A 16,613-nucleotide genomic window follows, 5' to 3' on the forward strand; every position below is an offset into this window, starting at 1 on the left:
GTGCGTCCGTCACGACCCGGGCAGCAGGCCGACGGCGCCGCGGGCGACCTGCGCCCAGGCCAGCCGGCCGAAGAGGTAGTGGCACGCCACCTGTTCGCTGGTGAACCGCGCCCAGTCGTAGCGGTTGCCCTGCTCGCGCCAGAACACTTCCCAAGCCTCGTCCTCGCCCTGCATCAGGCACCAGGCGTTGTCCACCTCGGCGCCGAGCGAGACGACCTCCGGCGGCACGCCCAGCACGCCGAGCCACCGCTGGATCGACTGGGTGTTCATCAGTCCTCTTCCCCCTTGGCCTCGGCGAGGTAGCCGAGGGTCACCAGTTCGTCGGCCGCCAGCAGGGCACGGTACCGGGTGCCGCCGCCGACCTGGCCGAACCAGTTCGCGGTCTCCGAGCGCCACATCGGCACCTTGCGCACCACGACGTACCGGCGGTACTCGGCGTCCAGTGTCGCGGGCGGCAGGGAGCGTTCGGCGAACGGCGTGCCGTCCTCGTACAGCACCCGCCCGTACGCCGGGCCGAAGCGGTCGAGGACCGTGTCGGCCGGGACCATCACCGGCTCGGGCCAGTCCACGCTGCTCTCCGGGAACTGCTCGCCCGGCGGCCAGGCGTACTCGGGGCCGAGTTCGCTGTGCCCGACGACGAACCGGCGGATCCACACCGCCTGCGTCGCCCGCGCGTACGGGACGTACCCCGCGGTCAGGTGCCGCGGCACCGGCCGCGGCGGGGCCGTCGGCGACCGGCGGAACCCGGCGGTGACGTTGGTCAGGGCCTGGTCGTCGAAGATCAGCCGGGCGTCCGGGTGGTCGTTCGGCGGGAAGCCGTCGGGGTCCTCGGGCAGCGGCAGCTGACGCGCCGGCTTGTCCATCGCCACCGGCAGGTGCCCGATCGGGAACATGTGCACCAGGAACAGGGCGACGATGCTTTCCCGTTCCGTGCGCGGCGAGCCGAGCGGGGGCAGCGGCACGGGTGAACCCGGGTTCGGCGGCGGGCCCGCCACCGGCGGCGGCCCGGCTATCGGCGGCGGGAGCGGAGGCGGAGGCGGCGGCAGCGGGGGTGGGGTCGGCGGGGCGGGCGGGGGCAGCGGGAACGGCGGCAGCAGCGGCGACACCGCGTGCGGCCACGGCGCGGGGTTGCCCGAGGGCGGGGTGGGCGCCTCTTCGAAGGCGCCCGGATCCGCCAGGCCGTACCCGGGCAGCTGCACCGGCCCGGTGTCGAGGTCGGCCTCGACCGGTTCGGAGCCCGCCTCGGAAGGCTCGGTCACACCCATCCTCCGGCTCGGTCGGTGCCCGGCGGGGCACACGCTGTTCGACGCGGCCGCGGCGCTGCCGGTCCCCCTTGATACCGCACCCCTTCTCCGAGGGCGCGCCGAGGTCAGCTCACTGCTTCTTTTCGGGAGCTTCGGGTGGCGAAGCCCCCGGCCCGGGGCGAAGCCCCGGGCGGCTCAGTGCGGCGACCACGCGGGACGGGCTCGGGCGGCCGAGCTGTCCCGCCATCCACGCGCTGGCCGCCACCAGCGCGTCCAGGTCGACGCCGTGGGCGACGCCGAGCCCGTCGAGCATCCACACCAGATCCTCGGTCGCCAGGTTGCCGGTGGCCGATTCAGCGTAGGGGCAGCCGCCGAGCCCGCCCGCCGACGAGTCCACAGTCGACACTCCACACCGGAGCGCCGCGAGCGTGTTGGCCAGCGCCTGTCCGTAGGTGTCGTGGAAGTGCACGGCCAGCGCACCGACGTCGCCGAAGAGCCCGATCAGGTTTTCGACCTGGCCCGCGGTCGCGACGCCGATGGTGTCGCCCAGCGAAAGCTGCGTGCACCCCATCTCCAGGAGGCGGCGGCCGGCCGCGGCGACCTGCTTCGCCGGCACGACGCCTTCCCACGGGTCGCCGAAGCACATCGAGAGGTAGCCGCGGACGTCCAGACCCGCTTCCCTGGCCCGCGTGACGACCGGCTCGAACATGGCGAACTGATCGTCGAGGGTGGAATTGAGGTTCTTGCGCGCGAACGTCTCCGTCGCGCTGGCGAAGATCGCGATGTGCTCGACGCCGGCTTCGAGGGCCCGGTTCAGGCCCTTCTCGTTCGGCACCAGCACCGGATACCGGACGCCTTCGCGCCGGTCGAGCCGGGCCAGCAGCTGCTCGGCGTCGGCCAGCTGCGGCACCCACTTCGGGTGGACGAAGCTGGTCGCCTCCAGTGTGGTGAGCCCGGCGCCGGCGAGCCGGTCGAGGAACTCCAGCTTGACCTCGACCGGGACGATCGCCTTCTCGTTCTGCAGCCCGTCGCGCGGGCCGACCTCCCAGATCGTGATCCGCTCCGGCAGCTCACCCGCCGCGGGGACCCGCTCGGGCAGTCCCAGTTCACGCGTGCCCATCAGCGCCGTCTCTCGCCACGCGGCGGCTGGCCGCCGCCCTGGGGCGGCAGGGGCGTGGTCTGCTGGGCGCCCGGCCGGTAGTCGTCGTAGGGGTTGTCGTTGACCTCGCGGTAGATCACCGTGTGCACCTTCTCGACGTGCGGGATGTCCTCGAACCGCAGCGGCTCGTCCGACGCCGACTCGATGATGAGCGTGCCGCAGCCGAAGACCCGGTCCAGCAGGCCGTGCTCGAACTGGACGCTGTTGATCCGGCCCATCGGGATGTCGATCCCGGTGCGCTTGAGGACGCCTTCGCGGGCGATCAGGCGGTCGGTCGTGACGATGAAGTGGGTGGTCCGCCAGCGCACGAGCGGCGCCAGGAACAGCCACACGACCAGCACGAGCGCCACGACGCCGATGGCGATCAGCCCGACCGAGTTCCACGGCGACGACGCGTTCTCGGCCAGGATCGCCAGCCAGGTGCCCGCGCCCAGGGTGACCAGCAGCGCGAGCGTCGGGAAGATCAGCATCTTGAAGTGCGGGTGACTGTGCACCACGACGTGCTCTTGCTCGCTGAGCAAATCGTCCGGATAAGCCACGGCGGACGCTCCCAAGGTCGGTGCGGCGGTGTCGTCCCACCGTACCGGCGAGCGGGCCGGCCGGTGCGGGCAACGCCCTGATGGATCAGGCCGGGCGGACGTGCACCACGTCACCCGCGAACACGGTGTGCCGCTGCCCGCCCGGGACGTCGACCTGCAGCTGGCCGGCTGCGTCGATGTCGGCCGCGCGGCCGGTCAGCGACGTCCCGTCCGGCAGCTGGACCTCGACGTCCTGGCCGAGGGTCGCGCAGTGGGCGCGGTAGTCGCCGAGCAGCCCGGCCTCGGTGAGGTCGCCGCCGGCGAGGCGCCAGCGCCGCTCGAGGTCGGCGAACCCGGTGAGCAGCGCGACGGCGACGTCGGTGCGGTCGGTGTTCGTGGCGCCCTGCTCGGCCAGCGACGTCGCGGGCAGGCCGCCGGGGCCGGGCCGGACGTCGCCGAGCGGCAGGACGTTGAGGCCGATGCCGAGCACGATCGAGGGGTCGGGCCCGGCGACGGCTTCGGCGAGGATGCCAGCGCACTTGGCGCCGTCGACGAGGACGTCGTTGGGCCACTTGAGCACGGCGTCCACCCCGACGGACGCCGCGGCCGCCCGGACGGCGAGCCCGGCGACGACGGACAGCGAGCCGAGCACCGCGAAGGGGACACCCGGCCGGAGGGCGACGCTGAGGTACAGCCCGGCGCCCTTCGGCGAGCTCCACGAACGAGCCCGCCTGCCGACGCCCGCGGTCTGCTCCTCGGCGAGCAGCACGGTCCGGTCCGCGGCGCCTTCTTCGAGGGCTTTCCGCAGGTCGGCGTTCGTGGAGCCGGTGCGATCGACGACGTCGACCCGCGCATAACGATCTTGGAGCGCCGCGGTCAGCCGGCCGGCGTCGATCTCGGACATGTGCCCACAATATGGGAGTCCCCCTAACGTGCAAGCTACTCGCTCGTTCACTAAGAGGTGCGCTCTTCTAAGTTGGAACCTGTGACGACGAAGCAGACTTCCTGGGCCCGCGGCGCGGCGCTGCGCGGCCTGGTCGCGCTGCCGCTCGTCGCCGGGCTCGTCACGGCGGGCTGGCTGCTGGCCGACCGCTCGCCGGAACCCGCGCCCGCCCCGGCCGCGCTGCCGGTGGTGCGGGACGCGGCGCCGGGGCCGTCGGTCCTCGAAGTGAGCGCACCGGTGAAGGCGCAGGAGCCGGGCCAGGGCGCGTCCGGCCAGGGCGGCAAGAGCCCGTTGCGGCAGTGGGCCGACCAGCTGGCCGGGCCCCTCGACATCCCCGCGGACGCGCTCGTCGGCTACGCGAACGGCGAGCTGGCGCTGCGCAGCGAGGACCCGTCGTGCCACCTCTCGTGGGTCACGCTCGCGGGCGTCGGCTCGGCGGCGTCGAACCACGGCCGCGGCGGCGGCAACCTGCTGGGGCTGACGGCGGCCCAGACCAAGAAGTACGGCACCGACGCACCGGTCGCGGCCGGGCGCGCCCTCTGCGCGGGCGGCACCGACCTGGGCGCGGGCCCGGGCTGGTGGAAGGCGATCGCGGCCTTCCACCCGGGCAGTGACACGGAGCTGTTCCGGCAGCGCGTCCTGGGCATGGCCCAGCTGTACGCGACGCTGTCGCTGGACCCGGCGTCGGCGGACTCCCCGCGGGTCCGCGCGACCCGCTTCGCGCTCGGGCAGCTGGGCCTCCCGTACGTCTGGGGCGGCAACGGCCCGGACGCGGGCGCGGCGGGCTTCGACTGCTCGGGTCTGACGAAGGCGTCGTACGACAGCGCAGGGGTGTCGTTGCCGCGGACGGCGGACAGCCAGTTCCGCGCGCTCCCGCCGGTCCCGGCCGCGCAGGAGCCGCGCCTGGGCGACCTGGTGTTCTACGGCAGCCCGGCGACGCGCATCCACCACGTGGGCCTGTACCTGGGCAACGGCCTGATGATCAACGCCCCGACCGAGGGCCAGGCCATCCAGATCCACACGTACCACTCGAAGGGCGACGACTACGCGGGCGCGGGCCGCCCGGCCTGAGGCACCAGCCCGGACTCGTAGGCGAACACCACGAGCTGGGCCCGGTCGCGCGCGTGCAGCTTGACCATCGCCCGGTTGACGTGCGTTTTCGCGGTGAGCGGGCTGATCACCATCCGGGCCGCGATCTCGTCGTTGGCCAACCCGCGGGCCACCAGCGCGACCGCCTCCCGCTCGCGGTTGGTCAGCTCCGCCAGCCGCGCTCCGGGCACCGGCGGCTGCGAGACGTACCGGTCGATCAGCTTGCGGGTGATCGACGGCGCGAGCAGCGCGTCGCCCCGGGCCGCGACGCGCACGGCGTGCAGGAAGTCCTCCGGCCGGATGTCCTTCACCAGGAACCCCGCGGCCCCGGCGCGCAGGGCTTCGAAGACGTACTCGTCGAAGCCGTAGTTGGTCAGGATGACGACGTGCACGGCGGCCAGCGCCGGGTCCGCGGCGATGCGGCGGGTCGCCTCGAGGCCGTCGACGCCCGGCATCCGGACGTCGAGGAGCACGACGTCCGGCAGGTGCTTCCGGGCGAGCGTCACGGCTTCGCCGCCGTCGGCCGCCTCGGCGACCACCTCGACGTCGGCTTCGGCGTCGAGGAGCGCGCGGAACCCGCTGCGGATCAGCGGCTGGTCGTCGGCCAGCAGGACGCGGATCACGCCTGGCCGTCCACGGGGAGTTCGGCCTGGACGCTGAAGCCGCCTTCGCGGCGCGGCCCGGCGTGGAGCCGGCCGCCGAGGGCGGTGACGCGCTCGCGCATCCCGGTCAGGCCCACCCCCGGCGCACAGTCCACAGTGGTCCCGCCAGTGGTCCCGCCGGTGGTCCCGCCGGTGGTGCCGTCGTCGTCGACGCGCACGACCAGCGTGCCCGGCCGGTGGTCGATCCGGACCGACGCGCTCGCCGCGGCGGCGTGCCGGGCGACGTTGGTCAGCGCCTCCTGGACGATTCGGTAGGCGGTCCGGCCGACCGCCGTGGGCACGTCGGCACAGTGTCCTTCGATGGTCAGCCGCGCGTCGAGACCGCCGGAGCGGGCGCGGTCCACCAGACCGGGGACGTCGTCGAGCCCGTGCGGCGGGTTCTTGTCGTCGTCGCGCAAGGCTTCCAGCGTCGCACGCAGCTCGCGGGCCGCGTCCCGGCCGGCGTCGCGGATCGCCAGGAGGGCCTCGGGCACGTCTTCGCCGCGCTTGCGGGCCAGGTGGACGGCGACTTCGGCCTGCACCTTGATGACGGAGATCTGGTGGGTGAGCGAGTCGTGCAGCTCCCGCGCGATGTGCAGCCGTTCCTCGTCCGCGCGCCGCCGGGCGGTTTCCTCGCGGGTGCGCTCGGCTTCGTCGGCGCGGCGCTCGGCCTGGCGCAACGCCTCCCCCGCCGCCCCGGCGGCGATCAGCCAGGCGAGCTGGAGGACGTCCCGGGACTGCGTGAACGCCGCGCCGGCGCCCGGCACGCCGGAAGCCAGGAGCGCGAGCGGGACCCCGGCCAGCATGAGCACCGAAGCGACGATGGCGGCGGTCCGGTGTCCCGCCCGGACGGCGGCGTACACGGCGAAGAGGTAGGCGACGACGGGCACTTCGAAGCCAGCGGCCTGGTACGCCAGGGCGCAGCCCGCGGTCGCGGCCAGCACGGCGACCGGCGCCCGGCGGCGCGCGGCCAGCGCCAGCCCGCCGGCCGCGAGCGCGACGTACCCGAGCACGTCGAGGCCCGCGCTCCGGTGGGCACCGGACAGCCCGGCGACCACCAGCGCCGCCGCGACCCCGGCGGCGATCACCCCGTCGACGACCTGCGCGCGGCTCACTCACGCACCCTAACCGGGTCCGCGCGCGGTGAACTCCCACGAGAAGAGCATTTCCGGGCTACTGCGGCGGTGGTAGCCCGGCGGTTCCTCCTGCGCGGGCGGCAGCGCGAAGTGCCTGCCGCGGCACGACGACGCGCGAAGGGCCGGGCGGCCATGCTCCCGGCGTCGGAATCGAAAGGAGCACCCCATGAACGTCCTCGCCGCCGTCGGTACCTACGACCTGACCCCCGGACGGCTCTGGTCCCTGATCGCCGCGGTCCTCGGCGTGGCGGGGGTGGTCGCGGGCGGCCTGGCCCTGGCGCGCGGCCGGGGAGCCGTCGTGGCACTGGCCGGCGGCCTGGCCGCGGTGGTCATCGGCGGATGGGTCGTGGCCGCCGCGAAGGGCGGTCCCGGCACCGGGTACGGGATCGTCGGGGGCTACGTGGACCTGGTGCTCGGCGCGGCCGCCCTCGTCCTCGGCGGGCTGGCAGCGGCTCGCTCGCGCGGTTTTGTCGGTGGTCGCCGCTAACGTCCCGGGGCATGGAAGAAGTCGATTTCGCCGAGTTCCCCTCGACGTCGGCCGCGGCGTCCGGCCGGTTCTTCGAGCGCGCGTTCGGCTGGACGGTGACACCGTACGGCCCGGACTACACCGACGTCCGGGCCGCCGGTCTCACCTTGGGCTTCCAGTCGGATCCGGCCGAGCAACCCCGGGCACCGCTGGTGACGATCCGCACGGACGACCTGGCGGCGGCCCGCACGGCGGTGGAAGCCGCGGGCGGCGTGGTGACGAAGGAGCCGTTCGCGTTCCCGGGCGGCCGCCGGTTCCACTTCCGCGAGCCCGGCGGCAGCGAACTGGCGGTGTGGTCACCGGAGGCTTGAGCGCGGCGTCCGGTTTCCGCCGGTGACCCGCCCGCGCAGGCGCCATGGTGATCATCATGAGCGTCTCCGTTCTCGAAGGCATGTACGCCGCCGAAGCCGAGTACTTCGCGACCGGCGATTTCGCGCCGCTGCGGCGGTTCTTCGCCCCCGACTTCGTGCTGCACCAGGCCGGGGGCCTGCCGTTCGGCGGCGTCTGGCGCGGCCACGACGGTCTGCAGCGGTTCTTCGCGGCGATGAGCCGCACGTGGGCCGCCTTCGACTTCGTGGACCAGACGTTCCTCGCCACGACGTCCCCGCTGGTCGTGCTGACGAACGTGCGGGCCCGCGCCCGGGCCACCGGCCGCGAGCTCGCCTTCCCGATCCTCCAGACGATCGAGGTGGTGGACGGGCGCATCGCCGAAGTGCGCCCGTTCTACTGGGACAGCGCCGCCATCGCGGCGGCCTGCTCGACGTAACCGGCGGCCCCGCCGCCGTAGAACGTCGCGGGGTCGGCCGGCACCACCGGCAGGTCGAGCGCGAACCGCGTCACCAGGTCCGGGTTCGCGACGAAGTGCCTGGCGTAGGACACCGCGTCGGCGATACCGGCCTCGACCACCGCGTCGCCGGTCTCGCGGTCGAAGCCGTTGTTGACGATCAGCAGGCCGTTGAACAGCTCCCGGTAGCGGGCGAAGGCCGCGAAGTCCGGCCCGGTGTCGGGTCCCCTCAGGTGCAGGTAGTCCGCGGTGAGCCCGGCGACCAGCTCTTCGTACTCGGCGCGGAGCGCATCGTCCACAGTGAACAGTCCGCCGGTCCACCACGGCGAAAGCCGCACCCCGACGCGACCGTGCGCGGCGGCCGCGTCGACGACCTCCGCGAGCACCCTCCGGCGGGCAGCCGGGGAGCCGCCGTAGGCGTCGGTGCGGCGGTTGAGCCGCGGGTGCAGGAACTGCGCGAGCAGGTACACCCCGTTGGCCGCGATCTCGACGCCGTCGAACCCGGCGTGCCGCGCGTTCTCCGCCGCCGTGCCGTAGTCCGCGACCGTCGCCCGGATCTCGGCCGGGCTCATCTCACGCGGGGCGCCGGTCAGGTGCCGTCCGGACGCCGTGTGCACCGGCTCGCCCGGGTTCACCGCCGACGGTCCCGCCGGCCGGCCGCCGAGGAAGTCCGGGTGGGACACCGCTCCGGTGTGCCACAACTGCAGGACGATCCGGCCGCCGAGCGCGTGCACGACGTCCGTGACCCGCCGCCACCCGGCCACCTGCGCCTCGGTGTACACCCCGGGCACGTCCGGGAAGCCGACCGCCCGGTCGCTCACCCAAGTCCCTTCGGCGACGATGAGCCCGGCCCCGGCGCGCTGCGCGTAGTGGGCGGCCTGCAGGTCGCCGGGCACTCCGCCGGGGACGCGGGCCCGGGTCGTCGGCGCCATGACGACCCGGTTCGGCAGGTACCACCCGGCCAGGTCGGCAGGGGTCAGCAAGCTCATCCGGTCACCTCCGGTCGCAGGGATGCGTCGAAGAGGCGACGGTGGACACGGGCGAAAGGTGACCGATGGACCTGGCGGCGGAATTCGAGGCCGAACGCGGCCGGCTGCGCGGGCTGGCCTACCGGATGCTCGGCTCGGCGGCCGAAGCGGACGACGCCGTCCAGGAAGCGTGGCTTCGGCTGAGCCGCGCGGCCTCGGTGGACAACCCGGCGGCCTGGCTGACGACGGTCGTTTCCCGCGTCTGCCTCGACGTCCTGCGCGCGCGGAAAGCCCGCCGCGAGGAGCCGTTCGAGGTGTGCCCGGAGCCGGTGGCCGACGCCGATCCGGCGGGCGAAGCCGCACTCGCCGACTCGGTGGGCCGCGCGCTGCTCGTCGTGCTGGCCGCACTCGGTCCGGCCGAGCGGATCGCGTTCGTGCTGCACGACCTGTTCGCGGTGCCGTTCGACCGGATCGCCCCGGTGCTGGACCGCACGCCGGTGGCGGCGAAGAAGCTGGCGAGCCGCGCGCGGCAGCGGGTCCGCGGCACCGCGCCGCTGCCGCCGGCCGACCTGGCCCGGCACCGCCGGGTGGTCGACGCGTTCCTGGCCGCGGCCCGCGGCGGCGACCTGACCGCACTGCTCGACGTGCTGGCGCCGGACGTCGTCCGCCGCGCCGACGCGGCTGCCCTGCCGGTGGGTGCGGCGCTCGAGACGCGCGGAGCTCGTGCGGTGGCCGGGGAGATCCAGGTCTTCGGGAAACGGGCCCGGTTCGCCGAACCGGCCCTGGTCGACGGCGCGGTCGGCGTTGTCGTCGCACCGCGCGGCCGGCTGGTGCTCGCCCTGGCCGTGACGGTCGACGGCGAGCGGGTGGCCGCGTACGAGGTGATCGCCGACCCCGCCCGCCTCGCCGCGCTGCACATCACGCTCCTCAGCGCTTGACCCGAGCGACCACTCGAACAGGTGATCGATGCGGTCTTCAGGGATCGGTTCCTTGACAGGCTTCTGCGGCGGCGGGACCATGAACAGACGTTCATGAACGCGTGTTCATGAGAGGGGATGGGGATGACCGGGATCGTCAACACCGCACAGGCCGAGGCGTGGAACGGCTACGAAGGCGAGCACTGGGCGGCGCACGCCGACCGCTACGACGACGTGAACAGCGGCTTCAACGGCCACCTGCTCGACCGGGTGGGCGCGGAGGACCGCGTGCTGGACATCGGCTGCGGCACGGGCCAGCTGACGCGGCTCGCCGCGGCGCGCGCCCGGTCCGCGCTCGGCGTCGACCTGTCCGGGCCGATGCTCGCGACCGCCCGGGCGCGGGCGTCCGGGGTGCCGAACGTGACGTTCGAGCAGGGTGACGTCCAGGTCCACCCGTTCGCCGAAGGCGCGTTCGACCTGGCGGTCAGCCGGTTCGGGGTGATGTTCTTCGCCGATCCGGTGGCGGCGTTCGCCAACGTCCGGCGGGCCCTGTCTCCGGGCGGGCGGCTCGCTTTCCTCTGCCTGACCGCCCTTACCGGCACCGATCTCGGCCGGGTGTTCGGCGCGATGGCGGCCTACCTGCCGCAGCCGACCGGGCCGGACGGCAGCGGGCCGACGTCGTTCGCGGACCCGGGCCACACCCGAGCGGTGCTGACCGAAGCCGGCTTCGAGGACGTGGCGTGCACCCGCGTCGAGGCCGATCAGGTCTGGGGCCGGGACATCCCGGATGCGGCGGGGTTCATCGCAGACTGGGGTCCGGTCCGCCACCACCTGAGGCAGGTCGACAGCGCGCGGGCGGCCAAGGCGACCGAGGCACTGGCCGGGGCACTCGAACGCTTTGCGGTTCCCGACGCGGTCCGGCTGCGCGGCACGGCGTGGCTGGTCACGGGAAGGAGGCCGTAGCGGGCGCCCGTACGATGGCGGGTGATGTCACCGAGGAAAGCCGCCGCCCAGCGGGACGGGCAGTCACTGCACGACCTGCTGGTCGAGACCGCGCAGAAGATGATCGCCACGCACGGCACGGCCGGCATGACCGTGCGCGAGATCGCGCGCATGGCGGGCGTCGCCGACGGCGTGCTCTACAACCACTTCTCCGACAAGGAGGAGCTGGTGGCCCGGGCCTTGCTGGAGCACGTGCGCGCGACGGAGGCGGAACTCGGTGAGCTGCCGGTGGCGGGCGAAGGCACCCTCACCGGGAACCTCCGCCGCCACGTGGAGTTCGGTCTGGCGCTGCACAAGGCACTCGTGCCGGCGTTCAGCGGGCTGGTCGCGCAGCCTCGGGTCCTGGAGCGGTTCGCGGAGATCAGCGAGCGGTCCGGCTACTGGCGGGATCGGCTGGTGGCCTACCTGGAGGCGGAGCGAGCATTGGGCCGCCTGCGCGTGGAGTCCGAAGTGGACGCAACAGCGGCGATGCTGGTCGGCTACTGCCACGCCTCGGTACTGACCACGGTCTTCCCGCACACGGCCCCCCTCGACCCACCACCGGTGAACTCGGTGGTGACCGCCGCCCTCCACGGCATCGCCCCGCGGGACCCCGAACCGCCACCGGAGACCGTCGCCGACGGGTGAGCACCCGGCGAGCCTGCCTACACCACCGGGTTGCCGCTCACCGTCGCTTCCGGAACCTCCTGCACCACATCCCAGTGCTCCACGATCCGGCCGTCCCGCACCCGCATCACGTCCGCGACCGCGCTCCCCCGCGAGCCGGGTGTCAGGCGCAGCAGGCTGTGCGTGCCGACGAGGTCGCCCTCGGCGATCACCCGGTGCACTTCCAGGGTGAGCTCCGGGAACCGGGCCACGAACCCGGCCAGGTACCGGGCCGAGGCCGCCGCGCTCGCCGGGGCGTGGGGGTGGTGCTGGATGTAGCTTTCACCGACGTGCTCGGCGAAGGCGTCGGCCGGGCGCTTCTCGGTGAAAGCCGTCCGGAGGAAGGCCAGGACCACTTCCTTGTTGCGTTGCGTTTCCGTCATCGACGTCCGTCCTTTGTGGAGTTATCGACACCAACTCCACCATTCGCGAAACAGAAAGGGAAAGACCTGTGGACTCTGCCGCGATACTCTCCCGGTATGGACGATGTCGAGGTCCGTGAGCTGCGGTATTTCCGCGCGGTCGCCGAAGAGCTGAACTTCTCCCGCGCCGCCGAGCGGCTCGGGATGGCGCAGCCACCGCTGTCACGCGCGATCCGGCTGCTGGAGCGGCGGCTCGGGGTGCAGCTCTTCGAACGCACCAGCCGGCACGTCTCGCTGACGCCGGCCGGCGCCGTCCTCTTCGCCGAGTCGGCGAAGGCGCTGGACGCCGTCACCGCGGCGGTCCGGCGCACCCGGCGGGCGGCGCAGCGGACGCCGGCGCTCGTCGTCACCGCGAAGCCGGGAGTCGCCACCGACCTGCTGCGGCGGATCGCCGATGCGCACCCGGATCCGGTCGACGTCCGGGTCAGCGGGTTCGGCGAGCAGACGGAGATGCTGCGGGACGGGCGGGCCGACGTGGCCGTCCTCGGCTGTCACGGCAGCTCGCACCACGGCTTGGACGTCGAAGTGCTGTTCAGCGAGCCGCGGGTGGCCGCGCTGCCCGCGGACCACGAGCTCGCCGGACGGTCGGTGCTGACCTGCGCCGACCTCGCCGGGCGGCCGACGCCGTGCTGGCCGCTGTCCTCGGCCGCGGACCGGGCGTACTGGTCCGGGCAGGACGTCACCGGCGGGCCGGTGACACCGGGGCCGGTCGTGCACGACAGCGCCCAGCTGCTGGAGACGGTCGCGCTCGGGCAGGCGGTCGCGCTGCTGCCCGCGTCGGTCGCCGAGCTGCGGTCGCGGGACGACGTCGTCTACCGGCCGGTCGTCGACGCGACGCCGTACTCGCTGGCCCTCGCCTGGCCGGCCGGGGCGCGGGATCCGCGGATCGCGCGGTTCGTGCGGACCGCGGCCGAGGTCAGCGAAGCACTACCTCGGCCGGGAGCCGTCCCGGCGGGGTGACCGTGTGGATCACCGGCGGCACGCGGACGTCGTCCGCCTCGAAGGCGGCCCGCAGCCGGCCGACGTCCGCGCCGGCCATCAGCTCGGCCAGTTCGTCGGCGCGGGCGAGGGTGGCCGGGGCGAGCGAAACGGCGTCGTCGACGGCGCCCCAGAGGTCCCACTGGAGCATCTCGTGCTTGTTGAGCGCGGCGAGGTCGAGCACGAGGTTGTGCCACGCGTACGGGAGGCCGCGCAGGAACGGCACGTCCAGGTCCGGCGAGACGACGAGCCGGTCCGGGTCGAGCTCGCCCGAGCGGGCCGCGGTCCACGCGTCGGGGCCGGTCAGGAACCGGTTGCGCGGGACGTCGAGGAGGTCGAACTCGACGTCGTCCCCGGGGTCGTGGAAGCCGGGTGACAGCTGGGGCTCGACGAGGCGCCAGCCGTTGGCGGTGCGGACCTCGGCGACGACGTGGTCGAGGTACCAGCCGGGCATCAGGTAGCTCGCGAAGCCGACGCGGGCGCGGGCCGGGATGCCGTGCTGGCGCGCCATCGAGACGAAGAGCAGCGTGAAGTCGCGGCAGCAGCCGACGATCCGGTGCAGCGTCGGCCGCGGTTCGCCGGGTGGTGCCGGGTCGAGTTCGCGCAGGCGTGCCCACATGTCCGCGGCGTACCGCAGGGTGATCTCGTCGTTGCGGGCCGCCGGGAAACCGTGGTCGGTGATGGGGCCGGCGCCCCAGTAGTGGAACACCAGCTGGGACGCGGCTTCACGCAGGGCGGCGAGGTCGGCGGGGGCCGCGTCGAGCCAGCCGGCGTGCGGGCCCGGGTCGCTGAAGCGGCTGTGGCTGACGTAGAAGTCGTCCATGCCGTGACGCTATCCGGATTTCAGCCGGCTTGAACAGCCAGTTCGCCGCGGAACGTCGACCGGTACGCGCTCGGCGACACCCCGAGCGCCGCCTGGAAGTGCTGGCGCAGCGAGGCCGCCGTGCCGAAACCGGCTTCCGTGGCGACGCGGTCGACCGGCAGGTCGGTCTCCTCGAGCAGCTGGCGGGCGCGCTCGACCCGTTGCTGCGTCAGCCATTGCAGCGCCGAAATGCCGACCTCCTCGCGGAAGCGGCGGGTGAACGTGCGGGTGCTCATCGCCTCGCGGGCGGCGAGCTCGCGCAGCGTCAGCGGCCGGTGCAGGTTCTCCAGCGCCCACGCTCGCGCCGCCTTGGTCGACGACGTGCCGGGCTCGGGAACCGGCCGCCGGACGAACTGGGCCTGGCCGCCCTCGCGGTGCGGGGACACGACCGTTCCGCGGGCGACTTCGTTGGCCACGGCCGCGCCGTGGTCGCGGCGGATCATGTGCAGCACCAGGTCGATTCCGGCGGCGACGCCGGCCGACGTCAGCACGTCGCCGTCGTCGGTGTAGAGCACGCACGGATCCACGTCGACCTCGGGGAACCGGTCCTGCAGTTCCTCCGCGGAGCGCCAGTGGGTGGTGGCCGGGCGGCCGTCGAGCAGCCCGGCCGCGGCGAGGACGAACGCGCCGGTGCAGATGGACGCGATCCGCGCGTCCGGCGGAATGCGGTCGAGCGCGGCCTTGAGCGGCGGGGTCAGCACCCGCGCCATCGGTTCGTACTCGGTCAGCGACGCCGGGACGATCACGGTGTCGGCCTCGGCCAGCACCTCGGGGCCGCGGTCGACGGGGATGGCGAGGTCCGCGTCCGTGCGCACCAGGCCGGGCTCGAGTGTGCAGGTCACGACCTCGTACAGCGGCTCGCCGGCCGCCGAGCGGGCTTGGCCGAACAGGCGGTGCACGATGCCCACCTCCATCACCAGCATGCCGTGGCGGACCAGGACGGCGACGTGGTGACGGTTCGGGTACACGAATTCGGCCATGGCTCGATTCTTGCACATGATGGCCTTCGGGCCACTCGATCGGCCGCGACCACCCGCGTGGCCGGGGCAGCCCCGCCGAAGGCCTGCCCCGGCCACACCACCGGCGCTACCGGCCCGCGCCGCGCCTCACGCGGGCAACGTGAGGCGCTGCCCCAGGCCGCCGTCGACCGGGAGGTCGGCGCCCGTGGTGAACGTCGCCTCGAACGCCAGGAACAGCACCGCCGCCGCTACCTCCTCCGGACTCGCGTGGCGCTTCAGGGGCGTTGTCTCGTCGCCGATCGCCTTGAACTCCGCCAGTACCGCCTCGGGCACACCCGTCACGCCCATCGTCGGCGTGTCCGTGTAGCCGGGGCTGACCACGTTCACCCGGATCCCGCGCGGGGCCAGCTCCGCCGCGTACGTGCGGGCGAACGAGCGAACCGCGGCCTTCGCCGCCGAATACAACCCCATTCCCGCGATCCCCGCCTCGGCCGCGACCGACGTCGTGAAGACGAACGAGCCACCCGGCCGGACCAGCGGTGCCAGCCGCCGGGCCGTGAAGTACGCGCCCTTGGTGTTCACGTCGAACGTGCGGTCGTACAGCTCGGGGGTCGCGTCCTCGTGCGGCGTCAGCGTCGAAAACCCGACGTTGACGAACACCAGGTCCAGCTCGCCGAGCGTGTCCGCGGCCACCGTGCCCAGCTCCTCGACGTCGGCCAGGCGGGCCGCGTCCGACGACAGCAGGTGCGCTTTGCCGGGCAGTTTCCCTTCCAGCGGCGACACGTCCCGGCCGGTCAGCAGCACCTCCGCGCCGCCGTCGAGCAGGGCGCGGACCACCGCCAGGCCCATGCCGTGGGTGCCGCCGGTGACGACGGCCTTCTTGCCGGAGTACTTCACCGGATCTCCTCGATGACGCTGGCGATCGCGTGCGAGCCGTGGCCCGCCGCGACCGCGCGGTCGAACAATTCCCGCAGCACGGTGGGCACCGCCGCACTGATTCCCTGCGCGCGGCTCGTCTCGACCAGCAGGCCGAGCCCGGCCGCGTTGATGTCCAATGCGGACACTTCGGTGGCGTAGTCCCCGCTGGCGACCTGGGCGCCGAGGCCGGGCAGGAACCCGCCGACGGCCGTGTGCCACGCCGACGCCATCGGCGTGAACTGCGCCGGCGTGACGCCTTCGGTCCCGACCAGCGCGAGCGCGTGCAGGTAGCCGGCCATGGTCGACCACATCATGCCGAGCAGCGCCAGGTCGAACAGCGCGGGCCGCCCGGCGTCCTCGCCGAGGAACACCGGCGTCCCCAGTACTTCGAGCACGTCCCGCTGCGTCGTGAAGGCCGGCTCCGAGCCGCCGTAGAGGATCTGCGCCTCCGGCGTCCCGATGCCCTGCGGCACGGCCATGATCGCGCCGTCCACGTAGTCGATCCCCTCGGAGGCAGCCCACTTCGCGACACCGCGCGCCTGCTCCGGCGTCCCGGACGTGAGGCTGACGAGCACCTTCGGGGACGCGGCTTCCAGTACCGGCTGCTGAGCGTCGTAAGTGGACAGACAGCTGATGACGACGTCGGCCGAGGCCGCTTCCGCCGGGGTCGCCGCGAGCCGGGCGCCCCGGTCGAGCAGTGGTCCCGCCTTGAGCGGCGACCGGTTCCACACCGAGACGTCGTGCCCCGCCCCCACGAGCGCGCCGGCGAGGGCGGCGCCCATCCGCCCCAGGCCGAGCACGCCCACCTGTTTCTTGCTTTCTCCCATGGCTTCCATGCTGCTGACGCGCTTTACACTGGACAAGTACCGACTAATAAGTCAGGTACCCACCAAAACGTAAGG

At 73.6% G+C, this 16,613-nt stretch carries 21 protein-coding genes; 8 read left to right on the plus strand and 13 right to left on the minus strand.

Annotated features, from left to right (window positions below):
- Positions 1-9: 9 nt before the first annotated feature.
- The 5 genes from ACLJOU_RS19765 to ACLJOU_RS19785 form a co-directional block, all read right to left on the minus strand.
- Positions 10-270 carry a hypothetical protein gene (locus tag ACLJOU_RS19765; RefSeq protein WP_003105220.1) on the minus strand — a complete coding sequence of 87 codons (261 nt, stop codon included), beginning with the start codon at positions 268-270 and terminating at the stop codon, positions 10-12.
- Positions 270-1,259 (minus strand): TNT domain-containing protein, encoded by a 990-nt coding sequence (locus ACLJOU_RS19770; protein ID WP_410569115.1) that lies wholly within the window; start codon positions 1,257-1,259, stop codon positions 270-272. The genes ACLJOU_RS19765 and ACLJOU_RS19770 overlap by 1 nt, the downstream gene beginning before the upstream one ends.
- A gap of 115 nt (positions 1,260-1,374) precedes the next feature.
- Complete coding sequence (locus tag ACLJOU_RS19775; RefSeq protein ID WP_410569116.1) at positions 1,375-2,364, minus strand: hydroxymethylglutaryl-CoA lyase; 990 nt, start codon at positions 2,362-2,364, stop codon at positions 1,375-1,377.
- Positions 2,364-2,942, minus strand: coding sequence for a PH domain-containing protein (locus tag ACLJOU_RS19780; protein ID WP_410569117.1), 579 nt, complete (start codon positions 2,940-2,942; stop codon positions 2,364-2,366). Before ACLJOU_RS19780 ends, ACLJOU_RS19775 begins: the two co-directional genes overlap by 1 nt.
- 85 nt (positions 2,943-3,027) lie before the next feature.
- Positions 3,028-3,825 carry a biotin--[acetyl-CoA-carboxylase] ligase gene (locus ACLJOU_RS19785; RefSeq protein WP_410569118.1) on the minus strand — a complete coding sequence of 266 codons (798 nt, stop codon included), beginning with the start codon at positions 3,823-3,825 and terminating at the stop codon, positions 3,028-3,030.
- Positions 3,826-3,906: 81 nt separating this feature from the next.
- On the opposite strand from ACLJOU_RS19785, the gene ACLJOU_RS19790 reads away from it, so the two are divergent.
- Positions 3,907-4,935, plus strand: a complete 1,029-nt coding sequence (locus ACLJOU_RS19790; RefSeq protein ID WP_410569119.1) for a C40 family peptidase — start codon at positions 3,907-3,909, stop codon at positions 4,933-4,935.
- Here ACLJOU_RS19790 and ACLJOU_RS19795 read toward each other — a convergent pair.
- Both ACLJOU_RS19795 and ACLJOU_RS19800 read right to left on the minus strand, forming a co-directional pair.
- Positions 4,908-5,576, minus strand: coding sequence for a response regulator (locus ACLJOU_RS19795; protein ID WP_410569120.1), 669 nt, complete (start codon positions 5,574-5,576; stop codon positions 4,908-4,910). The genes ACLJOU_RS19790 and ACLJOU_RS19795 overlap by 28 nt on opposite strands.
- Positions 5,573-6,709, minus strand: a complete 1,137-nt coding sequence (locus ACLJOU_RS19800) for a sensor histidine kinase (RefSeq protein WP_410569121.1) — start codon at positions 6,707-6,709, stop codon at positions 5,573-5,575. Before ACLJOU_RS19800 ends, ACLJOU_RS19795 begins: the two co-directional genes overlap by 4 nt.
- A gap of 187 nt (positions 6,710-6,896) precedes the next feature.
- On the opposite strand from ACLJOU_RS19800, the gene ACLJOU_RS19805 reads away from it, so the two are divergent.
- Genes ACLJOU_RS19805 through ACLJOU_RS19815 form a run of 3 tightly spaced genes read left to right on the plus strand, consistent with a single transcriptional unit; the run spans position 6,897 to position 8,022 of the window.
- Positions 6,897-7,217: a DUF6223 family protein gene (locus tag ACLJOU_RS19805; protein ID WP_410569122.1), complete on the plus strand. Its 321-nt coding sequence runs from the start codon at positions 6,897-6,899 to the stop codon at positions 7,215-7,217.
- Positions 7,218-7,228: 11 nt separating this feature from the next.
- Positions 7,229-7,567 (plus strand): VOC family protein, encoded by a 339-nt coding sequence (locus ACLJOU_RS19810; protein WP_410569123.1) that lies wholly within the window; start codon positions 7,229-7,231, stop codon positions 7,565-7,567.
- Positions 7,568-7,623: 56 nt separating this feature from the next.
- The gene (locus ACLJOU_RS19815) at positions 7,624-8,022 is read left to right on the plus strand and encodes a nuclear transport factor 2 family protein (RefSeq protein ID WP_410569124.1); all 399 of its coding nucleotides are present in this window, start codon (positions 7,624-7,626) and stop codon (positions 8,020-8,022) included.
- Here the strand turns inward: ACLJOU_RS19815 and ACLJOU_RS19820 are convergent.
- Positions 7,980-9,029, minus strand: coding sequence for an alkene reductase (locus ACLJOU_RS19820; protein ID WP_410569125.1), 1,050 nt, complete (start codon positions 9,027-9,029; stop codon positions 7,980-7,982). The genes ACLJOU_RS19815 and ACLJOU_RS19820 overlap by 43 nt on opposite strands.
- 65 nt (positions 9,030-9,094) lie before the next feature.
- Between ACLJOU_RS19820 and ACLJOU_RS19825 the strand changes: the two genes are divergently transcribed.
- The 3 genes from ACLJOU_RS19825 (at position 9,095) to ACLJOU_RS19835 (ending at position 11,554) form a co-directional block, all read left to right on the plus strand.
- On the plus strand, positions 9,095-9,946 hold the full coding sequence (locus ACLJOU_RS19825; protein ID WP_410569126.1) for a sigma-70 family RNA polymerase sigma factor: 852 nt from the start codon (positions 9,095-9,097) through the stop codon (positions 9,944-9,946).
- Positions 9,947-10,069: 123 nt separating this feature from the next.
- A complete protein-coding gene (locus ACLJOU_RS19830; protein ID WP_410569127.1) occupies positions 10,070-10,888 on the plus strand; it encodes a class I SAM-dependent methyltransferase in 819 nt (272 codons plus the stop codon).
- Positions 10,889-10,912: 24 nt separating this feature from the next.
- Positions 10,913-11,554 (plus strand): TetR/AcrR family transcriptional regulator, encoded by a 642-nt coding sequence (locus ACLJOU_RS19835; protein WP_410569128.1) that lies wholly within the window; start codon positions 10,913-10,915, stop codon positions 11,552-11,554.
- A gap of 17 nt (positions 11,555-11,571) precedes the next feature.
- On the opposite strand, the gene ACLJOU_RS19840 is transcribed toward ACLJOU_RS19835, so the two are convergent.
- Positions 11,572-11,955 carry a nuclear transport factor 2 family protein gene (locus tag ACLJOU_RS19840; RefSeq protein WP_410569129.1) on the minus strand — a complete coding sequence of 128 codons (384 nt, stop codon included), beginning with the start codon at positions 11,953-11,955 and terminating at the stop codon, positions 11,572-11,574.
- Positions 11,956-12,051: 96 nt separating this feature from the next.
- Between ACLJOU_RS19840 and ACLJOU_RS19845 the strand changes: the two genes are divergently transcribed.
- On the plus strand, positions 12,052-12,954 hold the full coding sequence (locus ACLJOU_RS19845) for a LysR family transcriptional regulator (protein ID WP_410569130.1): 903 nt from the start codon (positions 12,052-12,054) through the stop codon (positions 12,952-12,954).
- Here the strand turns inward: ACLJOU_RS19845 and ACLJOU_RS19850 are convergent.
- The 4 genes from ACLJOU_RS19850 to ACLJOU_RS19865 form a co-directional block, all read right to left on the minus strand.
- Complete coding sequence (locus ACLJOU_RS19850) at positions 12,911-13,795, minus strand: transglutaminase domain-containing protein (protein ID WP_410569131.1); 885 nt, start codon at positions 13,793-13,795, stop codon at positions 12,911-12,913. The genes ACLJOU_RS19845 and ACLJOU_RS19850 overlap by 44 nt on opposite strands.
- Before the next feature lie 20 nt (positions 13,796-13,815).
- On the minus strand, positions 13,816-14,814 hold the full coding sequence (locus ACLJOU_RS19855) for a GlxA family transcriptional regulator (protein WP_410569132.1): 999 nt from the start codon (positions 14,812-14,814) through the stop codon (positions 13,816-13,818).
- A gap of 126 nt (positions 14,815-14,940) precedes the next feature.
- Positions 14,941-15,690 carry an SDR family NAD(P)-dependent oxidoreductase gene (locus ACLJOU_RS19860; RefSeq protein WP_410569133.1) on the minus strand — a complete coding sequence of 250 codons (750 nt, stop codon included), beginning with the start codon at positions 15,688-15,690 and terminating at the stop codon, positions 14,941-14,943.
- Positions 15,687-16,538 carry an NAD(P)-dependent oxidoreductase gene (locus ACLJOU_RS19865; RefSeq protein ID WP_410569134.1) on the minus strand — a complete coding sequence of 284 codons (852 nt, stop codon included), beginning with the start codon at positions 16,536-16,538 and terminating at the stop codon, positions 15,687-15,689. The genes ACLJOU_RS19860 and ACLJOU_RS19865 overlap by 4 nt, the downstream gene beginning before the upstream one ends.
- Between the last annotated feature and the right edge of the window lie 75 nt (positions 16,539-16,613).

This window comes from Amycolatopsis sp. cmx-4-61 (assembly GCF_046548775.1).
Taxonomy (GTDB): domain Bacteria; phylum Actinomycetota; class Actinomycetes; order Mycobacteriales; family Pseudonocardiaceae; genus Amycolatopsis.